This window comes from Pseudoalteromonas sp. A601, assembly GCF_002165575.1.
Taxonomy (GTDB): Bacteria; Pseudomonadota; Gammaproteobacteria; order Enterobacterales; family Alteromonadaceae; genus Pseudoalteromonas.
The window spans coordinates 55,030-70,960 of record NZ_MXQF01000006.1 but is presented as its reverse complement, the minus strand read 5'-3'; the positions used below and the strand labels follow the sequence as shown (position 1 = coordinate 70,960).

The 15,931-nt window shown below is 40.3% G+C and carries 15 protein-coding genes; 7 read left to right on the top strand and 8 right to left on the bottom strand.

Features of this window, described 5'->3' with window-relative positions; genetic code table 11:
* Positions 1-7 precede the first annotated feature (7 nt).
* Positions 8-259, top strand: a complete 252-nt coding sequence (locus B5G52_RS06470) for a DUF3862 domain-containing protein (RefSeq protein WP_087531849.1) — start codon at positions 8-10, stop codon at positions 257-259.
* Between the two features lie 46 nt (positions 260-305).
* Here B5G52_RS06470 and B5G52_RS06465 read toward each other — a convergent pair whose 3' ends face one another.
* The 5 genes from B5G52_RS06465 to aceK form a co-directional block, all read right to left on the bottom strand.
* On the bottom strand, positions 306-854 hold the full coding sequence (locus B5G52_RS06465) for an HPP family protein (protein ID WP_087531848.1): 549 nt from the start codon (positions 852-854) through the stop codon (positions 306-308).
* Positions 855-948: 94 nt separating this feature from the next.
* Complete coding sequence (locus B5G52_RS06460; RefSeq protein ID WP_087531847.1) at positions 949-1,203, bottom strand: DUF2999 family protein; 255 nt, start codon at positions 1,201-1,203, stop codon at positions 949-951.
* Positions 1,204-1,273: 70 nt separating this feature from the next.
* Positions 1,274-2,236: a zinc-binding dehydrogenase gene (locus B5G52_RS06455; RefSeq protein ID WP_087531846.1), complete on the bottom strand. Its 963-nt coding sequence runs from the start codon at positions 2,234-2,236 to the stop codon at positions 1,274-1,276.
* A 19-nt stretch (positions 2,237-2,255) separates the two neighbouring features.
* Entirely contained in the window at positions 2,256-2,648 is a 393-nt protein-coding gene (locus B5G52_RS06450) for a hypothetical protein (RefSeq protein ID WP_087531845.1), read from the bottom strand.
* A 45-nt stretch (positions 2,649-2,693) separates the two neighbouring features.
* Positions 2,694-4,505 carry a bifunctional isocitrate dehydrogenase kinase/phosphatase gene (gene aceK / locus B5G52_RS06445; protein WP_087531844.1) on the bottom strand — a complete coding sequence of 604 codons (1,812 nt, stop codon included), beginning with the start codon at positions 4,503-4,505 and terminating at the stop codon, positions 2,694-2,696.
* 104 nt (positions 4,506-4,609) lie between these two features.
* Here aceK and B5G52_RS06440 point away from each other — a divergent pair, with 104 nt between their 5' ends.
* The 4 genes from B5G52_RS06440 (at position 4,610) to cobA (ending at position 9,644) form a co-directional block, all read left to right on the top strand.
* A complete protein-coding gene (locus B5G52_RS06440) occupies positions 4,610-5,557 on the top strand; it encodes a LysR family transcriptional regulator (protein WP_087531843.1) in 948 nt (315 codons plus the stop codon).
* Between the two features lie 282 nt (positions 5,558-5,839).
* On the top strand, positions 5,840-8,416 hold the full coding sequence (gene nirB, locus B5G52_RS06435) for a nitrite reductase large subunit NirB (RefSeq protein WP_087531842.1): 2,577 nt from the start codon (positions 5,840-5,842) through the stop codon (positions 8,414-8,416).
* The gene (gene nirD, locus B5G52_RS06430) at positions 8,403-8,759 is read left to right on the top strand and encodes a nitrite reductase small subunit NirD (RefSeq protein ID WP_087531841.1); all 357 of its coding nucleotides are present in this window, start codon (positions 8,403-8,405) and stop codon (positions 8,757-8,759) included. Before nirB ends, nirD begins: the two co-directional genes overlap by 14 nt.
* A gap of 21 nt (positions 8,760-8,780) precedes the next feature.
* A complete protein-coding gene (cobA, locus tag B5G52_RS06425) occupies positions 8,781-9,644 on the top strand; it encodes a uroporphyrinogen-III C-methyltransferase (protein WP_087531840.1) in 864 nt (287 codons plus the stop codon).
* A gap of 119 nt (positions 9,645-9,763) precedes the next feature.
* On the opposite strand, the gene B5G52_RS06420 is transcribed toward cobA, so the two are convergent.
* Both B5G52_RS06420 and B5G52_RS06415 read right to left on the bottom strand, forming a co-directional pair.
* Positions 9,764-11,464, bottom strand: coding sequence for a protein kinase (locus B5G52_RS06420; RefSeq protein WP_356948019.1), 1,701 nt, complete (start codon positions 11,462-11,464; stop codon positions 9,764-9,766).
* Between the two features lie 6 nt (positions 11,465-11,470).
* Entirely contained in the window at positions 11,471-12,316 is an 846-nt protein-coding gene (locus B5G52_RS06415; RefSeq protein ID WP_087531838.1) for a formate/nitrite transporter family protein, read from the bottom strand.
* Positions 12,317-12,800: 484 nt separating this feature from the next.
* Here B5G52_RS06415 and B5G52_RS06410 point away from each other — a divergent pair, with 484 nt between their 5' ends.
* The gene (locus B5G52_RS06410) at positions 12,801-14,072 is read left to right on the top strand and encodes a nitrate regulatory protein (RefSeq protein ID WP_087531837.1); all 1,272 of its coding nucleotides are present in this window, start codon (positions 12,801-12,803) and stop codon (positions 14,070-14,072) included.
* Between the two features lie 118 nt (positions 14,073-14,190).
* The gene (locus tag B5G52_RS06405) at positions 14,191-14,640 is read left to right on the top strand and encodes a hypothetical protein (protein ID WP_087531949.1); all 450 of its coding nucleotides are present in this window, start codon (positions 14,191-14,193) and stop codon (positions 14,638-14,640) included.
* Between the two features lies 1 nt (position 14,641).
* Here the strand turns inward: B5G52_RS06405 and icd are convergent, their stop codons facing one another.
* Positions 14,642-15,901: an NADP-dependent isocitrate dehydrogenase gene (icd, locus tag B5G52_RS06400; protein ID WP_087531836.1), complete on the bottom strand. Its 1,260-nt coding sequence runs from the start codon at positions 15,899-15,901 to the stop codon at positions 14,642-14,644.
* Positions 15,902-15,931: the final 30 nt, after the last annotated feature.

The following is a 15,931-nucleotide window of genomic DNA, read 5'->3' as shown; positions in this document are numbered from 1 at the left end:
ACTACCTATGAAAAAGCTTTTAATTATTGCGGCTACTTTATCACTTGCTGCTTGCTCAAAAGTAAGTTTAGAAAACTACGAAAAAATCTCAATAGGGATGGATAAAACTGAGGTTGAAGCAATTCTAGGAAGTGCTGATGACTGCGTTGAAAAAACCCTCCATACTAATTGTACGTGGGGAGATGAAACAAAAAACATCGAGATCACCTTAGTCTCAGATAAAGTATCTTTGTATAGCAAAACAGGCTTAGAAAAGTAAGTAAGTCATAAGATGGTAGCCTGCTACCATCTTAAACCTTTGTGCATTACCACCAATACACAGGGTAATGCCGCTTAGGGTTACGCGATAAGTTATTAACAAGTAAACCCACCAATAACATAATCAACGCGCCAAATAAAACGGGGCTAATCACATAATAATAACCAAGTTGATTAATTCCTTCACCACCGATAACTGCAATCAATGCTGTTGCACCACCCGGAGGATGTAAAGTTCGTGTTAAGTGCATAACGGCGATTGAAAGTGACACTGCAATAGCACTCGCTAGCATTAAATCAGCAGTTAAAAACTTAGCCACTGTAACGCCTATCAAAGCACTTAAAACATGCCCACCTACAAGGTTTCTCGGCTGTGAAAATTCTGCTAGTGGCGCTCCATATATGAGGACTGCTGTTGCGCCTAATGAGCCAATTAAAAATAAGTTAGTTAAGGGATCAAATTGCAACGTTTTACCAATTAAGGCTACTAAGTAAATACCTAAAAAAGAGCCTAACAACGACCACATGATTTTACTCACGGGTTTGCGTGGTGGGCACTGGCTCGTTGCAGCCATACGGGACAAAAACAATCGCATTAATATCTCTAAAAAATAAATACATAAAAAAGAGCAGTACCAAAGCAATGCTCTATTAGTTATTTGATTAGTCAAACAGCTTAAAAACTAGTTATTACTGATTTTGATATTGCTCTTTGGCTTTTTCAAGTTCGCCATCAGAAATACCTAATGATGCAGCAGCTTCTTTGATTAGCTGTGGCTGGGTCATAACAAGACCCATTAACGCTTGTAGTTTCTCTGGTGGAATACCTAATTGTTGTACTAACCCCATTGCCATCATTGGGTTTTGCGTAAATGCTTGAAAAAGCTCGTGAACTTTTTCATCACTCACATCATGTTCTTTTAATGTTGCTATAATTGGGTTCATATTCTTACCTTACATTACTTTTAATTGCACTAATTATATGGGCAAATAATTAGTTTTAAATAGATATTACTTATTTAACCTGTAACACGACTTTACCGGCATTTTCATTGCGCTCTAAAATTGCATGGGCTTCATTTGCTTGTTGCCATGGCATGGTTTTATAAATATTAAAATCAAAATGTTGGTTAGCAATATCATCATAAAATTGGTTAACGAACTCATCGCGTAATTGGCGTTTAAATGCTTTGCTGCGGTTACGTAAAGTAGAGGCATGAAACGAAATACGTTTTTGTAATAGTCGAGCAAAATCAACCTCAGCAAATCGACTATCTAAAAACGCCAGCATAATAATTTGACAATCCATTGCCGCGATTGCTGCATTCTTATTTAAGTATCGGCCAGATACCGGATCAACAATGACATTGGCTGTTAATGTATGGGTTTGCATATATTCAACAAAGTCATCTGTTTTATAATTAATGGCATGATCTGCACCCAGCTCTTTGGCGTGTTGGCACTTTTCGTCGCTCCCTGCGGTAATAACAACAGTCGCTCCCACGCGTTTCGCCATTTGAATTGCAGCCCCGCCTACCCCACTGGCCCCAGCATGAATAAGCGCGGTTTGCCCCTGTTGTAAGTTACCTAACCCAAAGAGTGCACCATATGCAGTTAAATACACTTCGCTTATGCTTGCGCCTTGCTCCATCAATATACTATCTGGTAAAGCCATTATTTGTGCAGCATCCACTGCCACATATTCACTATACGCACCACCGGCACACAATGTAAAAACGCGCTGATTGAGCCAACTTTTTTCTACATCAGCGCCAAGCTCAACCACAGTGCCAGCACATTCAAGCCCTAAAATAGGGCTATCGCCTTTTGGTGCAGGGTATTTACCTTGTCGTTGCATACAATCGGCACGGTTAACTCCTATAGCTGCAACCTTTATAAGTACTTCATCTGCTTGTAAGTTTGGTTTTGTTGTTTCACTCAGTGATAATGTTTTATTTTCGTGTGCAATAAATTTCATAGGCTCCTCAGTGTGGTCTTTAGTCTAACTTTCGCCATATTTCAGCTTCTACTAACTTACCATTTTCAGTGAGCGAATGATGCCACAAATCACCTTCAATTTTGTAATCAAAAGCCATTGTTTTACCCAATAATGAAGAAATATTACCATAACCAAATGTTTCTATGAATTGTTGATTTTTAATTATGTATTTACCGCCGCCAGCATAATGAAACTTGCCGCTTTTTTGTGTTATGTAGTTGAAGTGTGTTTTTGTTATTAATTTTACTGAGGTTAACTGCGGGGCTTTGGCTGTTACATAGCCATCATCAACCGCATATTTTCCCTCTACAAACTCCCAACTCCCCAACAGTGGGTTTGCAAATGTTTGCCCCGCGACAAGTAGTAACCCTGTTAGTAAATAGGCTTTCACAATTTTTCCTTTAAAAGTTTTTGCAAATTGTACCTTTTACTGAAATTAATCCCTATCATACTTCTGGTTAGGATCGATATTCTTAAACCGCCAACTAGTTTTATACGGGTAAACGTCGTATATGTGCCCTGCGGTTATATTTGCTTGGCATTGTTGCCAAAACGACGCTGAAAAAATATCGCTATGATGTTGCTTAAATACAGTAAATGCCGTGTCGTTAGCGCTAAAAAAAATGTTAAATTGACTCGGAAACACATCGTTATCTGCAATATCAAAATAACTGTGCGCACTTAACTCATCATGTTGGCTGTCACTTTTTGGAATATCTCTGAAATTGCACTCAGTTAATGGACAAATTTCATCATAATCATAAAATACCACACGACCCCAGCGGGTAACGCCAAAGTTTTTCATTAACATATCGCCTGGAAATATATTTGCCCCAGCTAAATCTTTGATAGCCTTACCATAGTCAATCATCACTTTGGTTAGTTCTGTGTCATCGCATTGATTCAAGTATAAATTAAGCGGTGTCATTTTACGCTCAACATACACATGCTTTAAAATAAGTGCTTTTTCAGAGATGGCCATACTGCTACCAATCATTTGTTGCATATGGCTTAGGAGTTCATCACTAAAGCGAGATAAGTCAAACGCTAAATACCTAAACTCATGTGTATCAACCAGCCGGCCCACCCTATCAGCTTGCTTTACAAAATCATACTTAGCCATAACTTGGGTTTTTGTAGCGGTTTTGGGTCCGTTAAATTTATCTTTAATTACTTTATAAACGTATTCAGAACCAGGGGTGGTAAACACTAACATTACCATACCAGGGGTACCTGGGGCGCTGATATACTTATCTGATTTTGGACTGTTTTTAGTGGTGTCTACCTTGTAACGATAAAACTCAGTTTTTGCATGTTTAATAAATCCAATCGCATTAAACAGCTCAAACCGCTGTTTATGTGGCAATAGCACTGATAGGTAATCTACATAGCGTGCTGGTTGGTCGGTATCTACCATAAAATAAGTACGAGCAAAGCCAAATAGTAAACTGAGTTGATCTGCCCCCATCATCACCGCATCTAACTTTAAACCATCCTCGGTATTTAATATGGCAATCGCAAAGGGCATGTTGTCGCCATTTTTAGCAATGCACCGGCCTATCAAATAACATGCTTTATTTCTAAAAAACAATGAATTGGCATATTCTATATAACCATTATTTAAGTTTATAAGTTCATATACTTGGCGGCACTGGTGTTTCGCCCCCATTGTTAAAGTATGCTGTAACTGGGTAACATCATGCTCAAAATTACTAAACTTGACCCGAAATGCTTGCGCTAAAATAAGCTGCTTTACTGCCTCAGAGAAACCAAATTGTAATGATATTCGCTTCACTAAACTATCAAATGGCCGAGGAGCTGTACGATATTTTGCCTTTAAAACAAATAAGTGGACTGTGCGAATTTTTTTATCGTGCCATATCGCACCAAATGTTGAATTAAAAAACGTATGGGCGATAGGTTGGTTTTCATGATTCGACACCATCGCAGCATAGACATTTTTTGCTTGTTGCCAGATTGCTGCATCATCATATTCATTGTAAGCAATGAGTTTTACCGTATCGCTAACATTGGCAACTTGGCGCTCGTATACTTGTAAACGTGCTCGCATAGCTGCTTGTATATCATGCCATTGCCTTTGTTCAAAACGGCTTTGTGCGCCCAAGGTGATATTTAAAAATTCTGCAAACATGGCTTCAAAGCCTGCGAATACTGCTCGTGCTAGTTTAGTTGCAATAACGTGTTCAAGCGCACAATTGTAAGATGATGCAGGCTGTAGATTTGGCATATTTTTATCACTTATGACGACTATTTTATTTTAGCTGTTTACAGAGCATAGCAAGCAGGCTTTAATTTAGATAATTAATAAAGCGAATGAATAAGATTGATCAGATGAATATAAGAAATGTCGATCTCAACTTACTAGTGTATCTCAATGTACTCATTGACGAGCAAAATGTCTCAAAAGCTGCAAATAAACTTGCGTTAACACAGCCTGCCATGAGTAATGCACTAAAACGCTTACGTGATTTATTTGATGATCCACTACTCGTTCGCGCTGCCGGTAATATGACGCCAACAGCAAAAGCATTGAGCCTCAAGCCTGAAATAGAAGCGCTTCTCAAAATGGCTGAAGCGATAACACAACCCAGTGATTTATTTGACCCAACCGATGCCCAAGTCACTTTTAGGATAATGGCTAACGATTATTTAGAGTCTACCTTAGTTGCGCCCTTCATTACTGAACAACTCGAAAAACACCCTGGCCTTAATTTTGATGTGCTCAGTCCCAGTGACGTAAACCTTCAAGATATGGAAAAAGGCACTATTGATTTAGCAATCAATCGCTTTAATGGCATGCCTCGCTCATTTCATCAAGCCAGTGTATGGCGCGATAATTATTGCTGCTTAATGCACCCTAATAATCGTTATTTAAATAAACCTGATCTACAAAGCTACTTAGCTGCGCAGCACATATGGGTTAATAGAGCCGGTTGGGGGGCTGAAGCCGCCGTTACGAATAAGTCAGGCAGTCAAAAGCTAGGCTGGGTTGATGAGGCTCTGTGGCAATTAGAGCAAACACGACATATTCGGGTGTTCACCCGCCACTATATGGTGGCAAGCTTACTTTGCCAATCGGCAAAACTTATCGCCACTTTGCCTCGTCGACAAGCCATGCTCCTTGCTAAACATACAGATTTAGTTATCAGCCCAGTGCCATTTCAAGTGGTCCCGATTGAAATAAAGATGTTGTGGAGCCCACTGCTACATCATGCCAGCCCGCACCAATGGCTACGCCGTGAATTACTGAACTTTGCAAGCACCGTCGCAGATCGTTAAGTATCATTGTACCGACCAAGATGGTGCTAAGGCGCACTAAAATAGATCAATACTTCGTTATGATTTCATTCTCCACTTATAAATTACACTTAAATTCAACAACTTAATAAGTTGGCACTTTATCTGCTTTATAAGAATTAAGAGCACTTAATTGCGCTTACTAAAACAATAAAAAAAAACAACTTAAATTTTAGGCAAAGAAGCCCGCATACTTACTGTTTTATTACTTTAAGTGGCGGGCTTTTTTGTGTTTGTAAAACCGTCAAAACTAAGGAATACCACATGCAAACACCCCAACAAATTCTCGTCATTGGTAATGGCATGGTGGGTCATCACTTTGTAGAGCAAATGCGTGCCAGCGATGCGAATGCTGTCATAACCGTGTTATGCGGTGAGGTTCATTTAGCCTATGACCGCGTATATCTATCGAGCGTTTTTGATGGTAAAAGCCCTGCTGATTTAGCTTTAACAACTGCAGAAAACTATCAGCAACTCAATATAAATGTACACACTAATACATGGGTTGATCAGATAGATAAACAAAATAAAGTTGTTAAAACAACAACTGGTCAGCAATATGACTACGATAAACTTGTTATAGCAACCGGCTCATACCCATTTGTGCCGCCAATTCCTGGTAATGATCAGCCCCATTGTTTGGTTTATCGTACATTAGAAGATTTAGAAGCAATTCAACAAAGCGCCAAAGTGAGTAAAGTAGGTGTGGTAGTGGGTGGTGGTCTATTAGGTCTTGAGGCCAGTAATACCCTAAAACAACTTGGGTTAGATACGCATGTGGTCGAATTTGCGCCACAACTTATGGGTGTACAACTTGATGAAGTTGGTGGTGAATTACTTAAAAATAAAATAGAACAATTAGGTGTTACCGTTCATACCGGTAAAGCCACACAAGAAATTGTCAAAGGGGAGCAATGCCGTTACCGAATGAACTTCAGCGATGGCAGCCACCTTGAAACAGATATTATTTTATTCTCGGCTGGCATTCGCCCATACGACCAATTAGGCCGTGCCACAGAGCTTGAAATAGGTCCCCGAGGCGGTATTGTTATCAACAATCAATGCCAAACATCTGATCCGGATATTTATGCTATCGGTGAATGCGCCTTGTGGAGCAATTTCATATTTGGTTTAGTTGCACCTGGTTATAATATGGCGCGTGTTGTCGCAAGTCAGTTCAGTGGTGGTGATTTAGCCTTCTCTGGCGCCGATATGAGCACTAAATTAAAATTACTTGGTGTTGAAGTGGGCTCAATTGGTGATGCTCACGGCAAAACCGAAAATTGTAAAGAGATGGTCTATCAAGACCCTATTCGTGGTAGTTACAAAAAAATCGTTTTTAATGAGCAAACAGACAAATTAATTGGTGCCGTACTTGTTGGCGATACCAGTGATTACGATACATTACTGCAATACATGTTGAACGACATGACCCTACCAGAAAACCCTGAATGTTTAATTTTACCAGTAACTGGTGACGCTCCAACACTTTCTAGTTCAGCACTTCCAGATGCCGCAACGATTTGCTCTTGCCACAATGTCAGTAAGGGCGACATCATCAGCGCCATTGATGGGGGTGCCTGTGAGCTGGGCGAAGTTAAAAGTTGTACAAAAGCTGCTAGTGGCTGTGGCGGATGTGCCGCATTACTAAAAACAGTGGTTGATCAAGAATTAGAGTCTCGCGGGGTTGAAGTTAACAATCACATTTGTGAACACTTCGCCTACTCTCGTCAAGAATTGATGCACCTCGTAAAAGTTGATGGCATCAAAACTTTTGATGACCTACTGAACAAGTTTGGTCAAGGTAAAGGTTGTGATATTTGCAAACCAGCAGCGGCTAACATATTAGCGGCAACATGGAATGATTTCATTCTCAATAAACCCCATGTTGGCTTACAAGATACCAATGATACCTTCTTAGCTAATATGCAAAAAGATGGCTCATACTCAGTTGTTCCACGAATTGCAGCAGGCGAGATCACACCAGATAAACTCATTGTTCTTGGGGAGGTAGCACAAGAGTTTAATCTGTACTGTAAAATTACAGGTGGTCAGCGTATTGATTTATTCGGCGCCCGCCTTGAGCACCTGCCAATCATTTGGCAAAAGCTGATTGATGTTGGCTTCGAAACAGGCCACGCCTATGGTAAATCCTTGCGTACGGTTAAATCCTGTGTTGGCAGTACATGGTGCCGTTATGGCGTACAAGACAGTGTTGGCCAAGCGATAGACATTGAAAATCGCTACAAGGGCTTACGATCACCACATAAAATTAAAATGGCCGTATCTGGCTGTACCCGTGAATGCGCTGAAGCACAAAGTAAAGATATTGGTGTAATTGCCACTGAAAATGGCTGGAACCTCTATGTGTGTGGTAATGGCGGCATGCGTCCACGCCATGCTGACTTATTTGCCACTGATCTCGATACGCAAACGCTGATCACCTATATTGACCGCATACTCATGTTTTACATTAAAACAGCAGACAAACTACAACGTACATCTGTGTGGATGGAAAACCTTGAAGGAGGTTTAGACTATTTACGTAAAGTTGTTATCGAAGACAGCTTAAATATTTGTTCCGAGCTTGAAGCACAAATGGAGCATGTAGTAGCGACCTATCAATGTGAATGGAAAACCACAATTGAAAGCCAAACAGCTGTCAAACGCTTCCGCCAATTTGTAAATAGCCCAGAGCAAGACAGTAATATTTTGTTTGTCCAAGAGCGGAACCAAATCCGCCCGGCAACAAAATCAGAAAAACGAAACCATTCGCGTAGTACCGAGCAGTTAATCCCAGTTGTTGAAATTGAAAAGGAGCAAGACAATGTTGTGGCATGATATCGCATCAATTGATGATCTAGTAGCAGACAGCGGCGTATGTGCATTAGTTGAGAATACACAAATCGCTTTATTCTATATTCCACAAGAGCCAGCAGCGGTTTTTGCCATCAATAACTATGACCCTATCGGTGATGCCAATGTTTTATCTCGGGGCATTATCGGCAGTATGCAAAACTCGCTAGTTGTCGCCTCTCCGTTATATAAACAGCATTTTTGCCTTCAAACAGGGCAATGTATAGAACAAAGCGATGTTTGTGTTGCAACGTACCCCGTCAAAATTGAAAACGACCGTGTATTTGTCCAAGCACAAGTCTGTGCAGAGCAAACTAGCGCAGCTTAGTTAATTGTTTAGGGAAAACTTATGAGTGTACTTTCTTATTTTATGGGGTCAGAATCAAACTGGTTAGCTAATTTGATCAGCAAACCATTTAATCAATCTAAAACCCGCCAAAAGCAAGGTCATGTCTATTTAATTGGAGCAGGACCTGGCGATCCAGAACTGATCACAGTTAAAGCGCAGCGGTTAATTGAAAGTGCCGATGTTATTTTATACGATTGGTTAGTCTCGGTTGAGCTGCTGCGTACTCTTCCTGAAAACGCACAACGGGTCTTTGTTGGCAAGCGTGCTAACAAACACTCAATGCAACAAGCTAATATAAGTAAGTTATTAGTTAACTATGCTCAGCAGGGACATACAGTCATTCGGTTAAAAGGGGGCGACCCAAGTATTTTTGCCCGCGTTAATGAAGAAGCTGATGCCCTTGCAGAGCATAATATTCCCTTTGCCATAGTGCCGGGTGTAACTACCGCATGTGCAGCATCTGCTTACACAGGTATCCCTCTTACAGCACGTGGGGTTGCCCGTAGTGTTACCTTTATGACAGCACAGTTTGCAGACCCAAAACAACAGCCAAAATGGGAAAATTATCATCACCTGCCTAATCAAGACAATCCAACTTTAGTTGTTTACATGGGTTTAGGCCGCCTATCTCAGTTAGTAGATGGTTTATGCTCTGTAGGTTGGCCAATAAACACCCCCATTGCTTTACTAGAGCAAGTCACAACCGCAAGCCAACAAGTAATTAGTGGAACGTTTGAAGATATCGCCAATAAATCAGCAACTGCAAACCTCACAGGCCCTACCTTGATCATGATTGGAGAGGTAATACATCATCAAATGGCTATTGAAAAACAATTGCTTGAAATAAGCGCAGCACAGGTTTAACACCTTTATTACTAGATTCCCCATTCCCTTCCTAACCACTTTATGATGGGCCTACAGGCCCACTTTTTCACTACTGACTTTGCTAATCGTTGTATTTCATCGGAAACAGATAGTGGTGCCTATGTTATTAATGATACGACGAGTAACAAAGCTAATAGCACCGATAAGCCTTGATAAAAACGCACTGGATTTTTCTCTACCCATGGCGGATTTAAATTGGTTAAAAATGCAGGATTTGGGTTGTGTAAATCAAAAATGAATTCAGATAATACTTGATAGCGTTTTGCAGGGTTGGGCTGTAACGCTTTTTTGAGGGTTGCATCAATCCAGAGTGGGATATCACGTTCAGGATCAACAACTGACTGATAATTTAATTTATATTGTGCTGATAACGTTCGAGCTTTAGCAACATTGACTCCATAAGGGTAACGACCACAGAGCATATAATATGTGAGTACAGCTAATGAAAACAGATCTGAGCAAGCACTGCCACCGCCGCCAACAAAATACTCAGGGGCTGTATACATCGCCGTGCCAAGTAACTGTGAGTCCTCAAGCTCTGCAATACCTGCAACGCGCACCGAGCCTAAATCAATAATTTTTACCGTGCCATTATTGTCTACCATTATATTTTCAGGGCGTAGATCTTGGTGCAAAATATCGCTTCGGTGTAAAGCCATCAGCCCTTTCGCCACTTGTTCAATGATAGCTCGTATGTCTATGATGCTAGGCTGTGGATGATCAACAAGCCACTGTGCTAAGGTTTGCCCTTGAATATATTCACTTACAGTGTACCAATAGCTGCGCTCCCGTGATATGCGAGGAATCGAAATGACATGAGGACTACTCACTCTTTTTGCGACCCACTCTTCGAGCATTAAACGCTCTAGGTATTCATGGTCATAGGATAAATCAATTGAAGGGGTTTTTATTATCAATTGTTGAGCGCTCGTTAAATCCGCAGCTAGATATACATGGCTGCGACTTGAACGATGAATAGAACGAAGTATTTTATAACCATCAAATTCATCGTTACTTGATAACATAGGTGGTAATGGAAGAGGCTCATCAAATAGACAATGCTGGTTTTTATCATCTACATGATCAACCACCACAATTTGCACCGTGAGGTTATCATCACTACCAGCATTAAGTGCTGTTTCAACAAACGCCTCAGCGCAAGCATCTAAGTCATGCAAATATTCGGCGTATATTTCCTGCATCAGGATTGGAGTTAAATAATCACTGACTCCATCCGTCATCAAAAAAAACACGTCATTTTGTACAAGCTCTACACTGTCGTGATCTAAGTGCAAATGGCCTGCGGCACCAAGTGCACGACTTAAATAGCTGGTATCGCTTCCCTGATACCAGCGGTGATCACGAGTCAACTGCGATACATTACCCTCTCTAAGGTGATAGATACGGCTATCGCCAATATGCAAAATATGGGCATGTTGTTTTTTGAATATCACCGCTGAAAAAGTGCAAACATAGCCTTTTTCAACATCAAACCGATAAGGACCTTGCTGATTTTGCGCATACAGCCATGCATTCGTACTGGTCAAAACTTGTTGCGCCGCATGGCTAACCGACCACGCATCACTGGTACAATAATAATCAGAAAGAAAACTTTTTATTGCTGTTTCACTCGCAACTTGGCTGACTTGTGAGCTGCTTACTCCGTCGCTTAATGCAACAACAGCTCCTTTGAGTTCAAGTTCAGGACTATTTGGCACAAAAGCGCCGTAGCAATCTTGATTAATATCTTTGCTACCGGCGCTTGAGTGTTGCCCTATCCGTAGGCTTAGCTGTGTCACTATGCGTTAACCCGTAACAGGTTTACTAATAGGCTCTTGCGTATTTAAAGAGCGCTTTGGTGCAGTTTTATAATGCGTGGTATATAAAGTTAACCCAGTAAATGCCAACCCGCCCACTAAATTACCTAGTGCAGTTGGTATTTCATTCCATACTAAATAGTCCATTACTGAGAAATCGCCACCCATCATAAGTGCAAACGGAAATAAAAACATATTCACAACAGAGTGCTCAAAACCCATAAAAAAGAACAACATCACTGGCATCCACATCGCAATCACTTTGCCACTAACATGTGTTGAAATCATCGCACCGACAACACCGAGAGAGACCATCCAATTACATAACATGCCGCGAATAAAAATAGTTAGCCAACCAGCAGTACCATATTCCGCATACCCTAACGTACGTGCTTCACCGATGTGGCCAACCTTTGCTGCGATTGCTCCGCCATCAGTATTAAAACCATAGGTAAATATAAACGCCATCATAAATGCAACAGTTAATGCGCCTAAGAAGTTACCTGCGAATACTTTACCCCAGTGCGGTAGAATTTGTGACCACGTGACTCCAGGACGCTTGGCAAGCCATGCTAAAGGGGTTAATACAAATACCCCTGTTAATAAATCGAACCCCATCAAGTACAACATGATAAATCCAACAGGAAATAACACTGACCCTAATAAATGAGATCCAGTTGCCACTGCTACACTCACCGCAAATACTGCGGCTAATGCTAAAATAGCGCCCGCCATAAACGCACGTATTAGTGTATCGCGAGTCGACATATAGATTTTTGACTCACCAGAGTCGACCATTTTTGTAACAAATTCTGTGGGTATTAAATAAGCCATAGTATTCACCTTCGTTGTTATTGATTAATTACCACTGTGCGTTGCTATATTTCAGGCAAAAAAAAACGCCTACTACTTGCTTATTGAGCAAATAAGTAGACGTCTTCGTCTTAACTAAAACACACTGTGAGGGCACACAACCCGATTGACTTTATTACTAAAGCAACAACAGTGCCAATATAACCATCTGTTTAAAAGTCACTTTTAAACAGATGGTTATACACTTTTAATCAGAATAAACGGTGAATTCATTTGCGCCAACATAGTGCGAATTTCCATTTTACGCACCAAAAAGATCAGATAAAGTGAGTGTTTTATATTACTAAGTGCCAAAAGTTGCTTAGTTAAAATAAACTATATACTTTTTAATTCTCGTTATTTCATAACCTTAAAAAGCGATGCTTTATTCTGACCTAATATTTTTGCTGACTGGAACAAGGGTTGCACTATTATTAACAATAATAATATAAACATATTAAATTTTATGCCCAGAGTCAGCCCTCTCACAGAACAATTTTTACTTGCAGCAAAACATGAAGAAATTAATGCGCTACAGCACTTAGCCATAAGTTGTAAAACATTAATAACTCTAGGCCACTTTATTCATCAACTTCAAAAAGAACGTGGTATCAGTAATATTTTTATTGCTTCAGGTTGTGAGCGTTTTGTGCAACAACGTCGTGAACAAATTGCGCAGAGTATTGAATCCGAGCAACAACTTTATACTGAGTTAAAGCAACATTACTTAAATTCAAAACACAGCATAGGTAATACACGTTTATTTAATCGAATAACTTTTAGCTTACAATGCCTTGCACGATTACCCATTTTACGAGAACAAATTCGCAATCAAAAAGTAACGGCAGAGCATGCAAGCCAAGCTTTTTCACAACATATTAGTTCATTATTAAATATTCTATTAGAAGCCGCTGATGGCGCAAGTGATCCACTGATCACCCGACTTTTAATTGCACTATTTAATTTTGTGCAAGCAAAAGAACATGCCGGACAAGAGCGTGCTTGCGGTGCTATCGGTTTTGCATCTGGTGCATTTAGCACACAGCGCAAAGACCAGCTAGCTCACTTACAAAATACACAGCAAGACAATTTTATTATATTTTTAAAATATGCCGGTAATGATTTAACTTCAGCGTACGCACAACTAACTGAAGACGAAGCAAGCGTTCAACTACAAAGGCTGCGCAATTTAATACAAGAGTTACCGCAAGGTAGTTCACAGCTCAGCGAAATAAGCGAAGTCTGGTACGACATCACAACCACACGTATTAATCATATGCATAGAATCGAGAAGTTAATCGCAGAGCAACTAACAACTAGCGCCGAGAAACAGATTCATATTGCTAAACGTCAATTACATGAACACAAAAATCATATAAAAGCACTGAGTGACATTCCTTTAGATGGGTCAGGTTCGAGCGTTGATTACACCTCTAATAATAGCAACTTAGCGCAGCATCGACTCACAAGCAACCGCACTTTTTACGATTTAATCATGGAACAAAGTGAACACCTAAAACAGATGAACGATGCCTTGCAAGATGCCAAACAAGTAATAAGTGAACAAAAAACATTAAATAGAGCAAAGTTAATCTTGATCCAACATCTAGATATCACTGAAGAGCAAGCGCACAAACGTTTGCAGAAACAAGCAATGGACCAACAATGTTCTCTGTTTGAGGTCGCAAAACACGTGCTCAAAGCCATGAATAAAGACCAACACATTATAAGCTCTTAAATATTAATAAAATCAATATCAGTTATTGAAAACAACAATTTCATAAATAGTACTCTTAGCGCTAGAGTGAAGTCATACAAATGATTCACTCACACTATAACTAAGAGATATTATTATGATGCAAACTACAGAACGTTTCACCCAACAAGACGGCTTATTCATCGATGGTAATCTTCATGCATTTATTGAACAGCAACTTTGCCAAAAAACAAGGTTAACGAGCGAAGAGATTTATCAAGCCTTAGCAACATTGGTGGATGAATTTGGCTGCCAGTGCCGTAAAAACAAACATGAAAATGATGCAGCTTTAGATGCCCAAACTTTGCTTCACGCGTATCAAGTTGAGCACGCGCACCCACATTGTCATGCAGATGCTCAAACTACAACGGCCGTTTTAGATGAGTTTTGTTGTCAAGTGCCTGCAATTATTGTTGTAGCTATAATGGATACACTCAGTGCCACGCCAAGCAATGAGCATGACGCTAAAGTTATTTATCAACGTGCTGCTAAACTTACTAATCGCCCTTGCATGTACCGCGAAAGTTTTACAAATAGTAACGCAGCTTAAATTATGACTGCTTTACACGCTCGATGATCTTCATTGCAAATTCACTGCAGCTGAGGATCGTCGCGCTATGCGATTTTGTATCAAGATCAAATGTTATTTCATTCGCATCTAATGTAGCGGCAAGTGCATTTTCTATCGCTTGTGCAGCATCATGCCAATTCATAAACCGCAACATCATCACCGCACTTAAAATACTACTACTAGGGTTTGCAGTATCAGTGCCAGCAATTCGTTCAAATGGCCCATGTGTGGGTTCAAAAAACGCAACGTCATTATTTAAATTTGCCGCTGGCATAATACCGATGCCGCCCACTTGTGCAGTCAGCATATCCGCTAAGTAATCCCCATTTTGATTTGTCGTTACAACTACATCAAATTGCTCGGGGGTCATTAATGCTTGTTGTAACATATTATCTGCTATCACTTCTTTAATAATAAGTGGGGCTCGCTGAACACGCTCTATAATAAGCCAACGACCATTTTCATGCTCCTTCGCACCAAATTCTCGTTTAGCTAAATCAAATCCCCAACGTTTAAATGCACCTTCTGTAAACTTTAATACATTGCCTTTATGAACCACGGTAAGTGAATCACTTTGCTGTTCAAGTGAATACTCAAGAGCATAACGCATTAATCGCTCAGCGCCTTCTTTAGAAATATTCTTTATCCCTATTGCACATTGCTGATCAAAACGTAATCGTGTCACGCCCATCTCTTGAGATAAAAAATCCAACATTTTTTCGGCTTCAACACTACCTGCTTGCCATTCAATACCAGAGTAAATATCCTCAGAGCTATCTCTAATAACAACAATCTTGGTTTTTTCAGGATATTTTAACGGTGAAGGCAGTGCACTATAGCCTTTGATTGGCCGCATATTAACAAATAAGTCCATTTCCTGGCGTAGCGCTACATTAAGTGAGCGAAAACCTCCGCCTAAGGGAGTAGTCAGCGGGCCTTTAATCGCGATTTTAAATTGCCTTACCGCGTGAATTGTCTCTTGTGGGAACCAATCACCGTCGTATAACTTTGCAGCTTTTTCACCATTAAACACTTCAAGCCAGTAAATTTTTTTAGTACTGCCATAACAATGAGCTATTGCATTATCAACAATCTGGCGTACTAAGGGGGAGATATCTGCGCCAACACCATCACCATCAATAAAAGCAATAATGGGCTTATTCGGAATATGCCATTGCCCTTCGGCATTTATGCTAATCTGTTCGCCTTCGCTTGGCACTGAAATGTGTTGATAATCCATTAAGCCTCTTACATGATTCATACCAGAGAA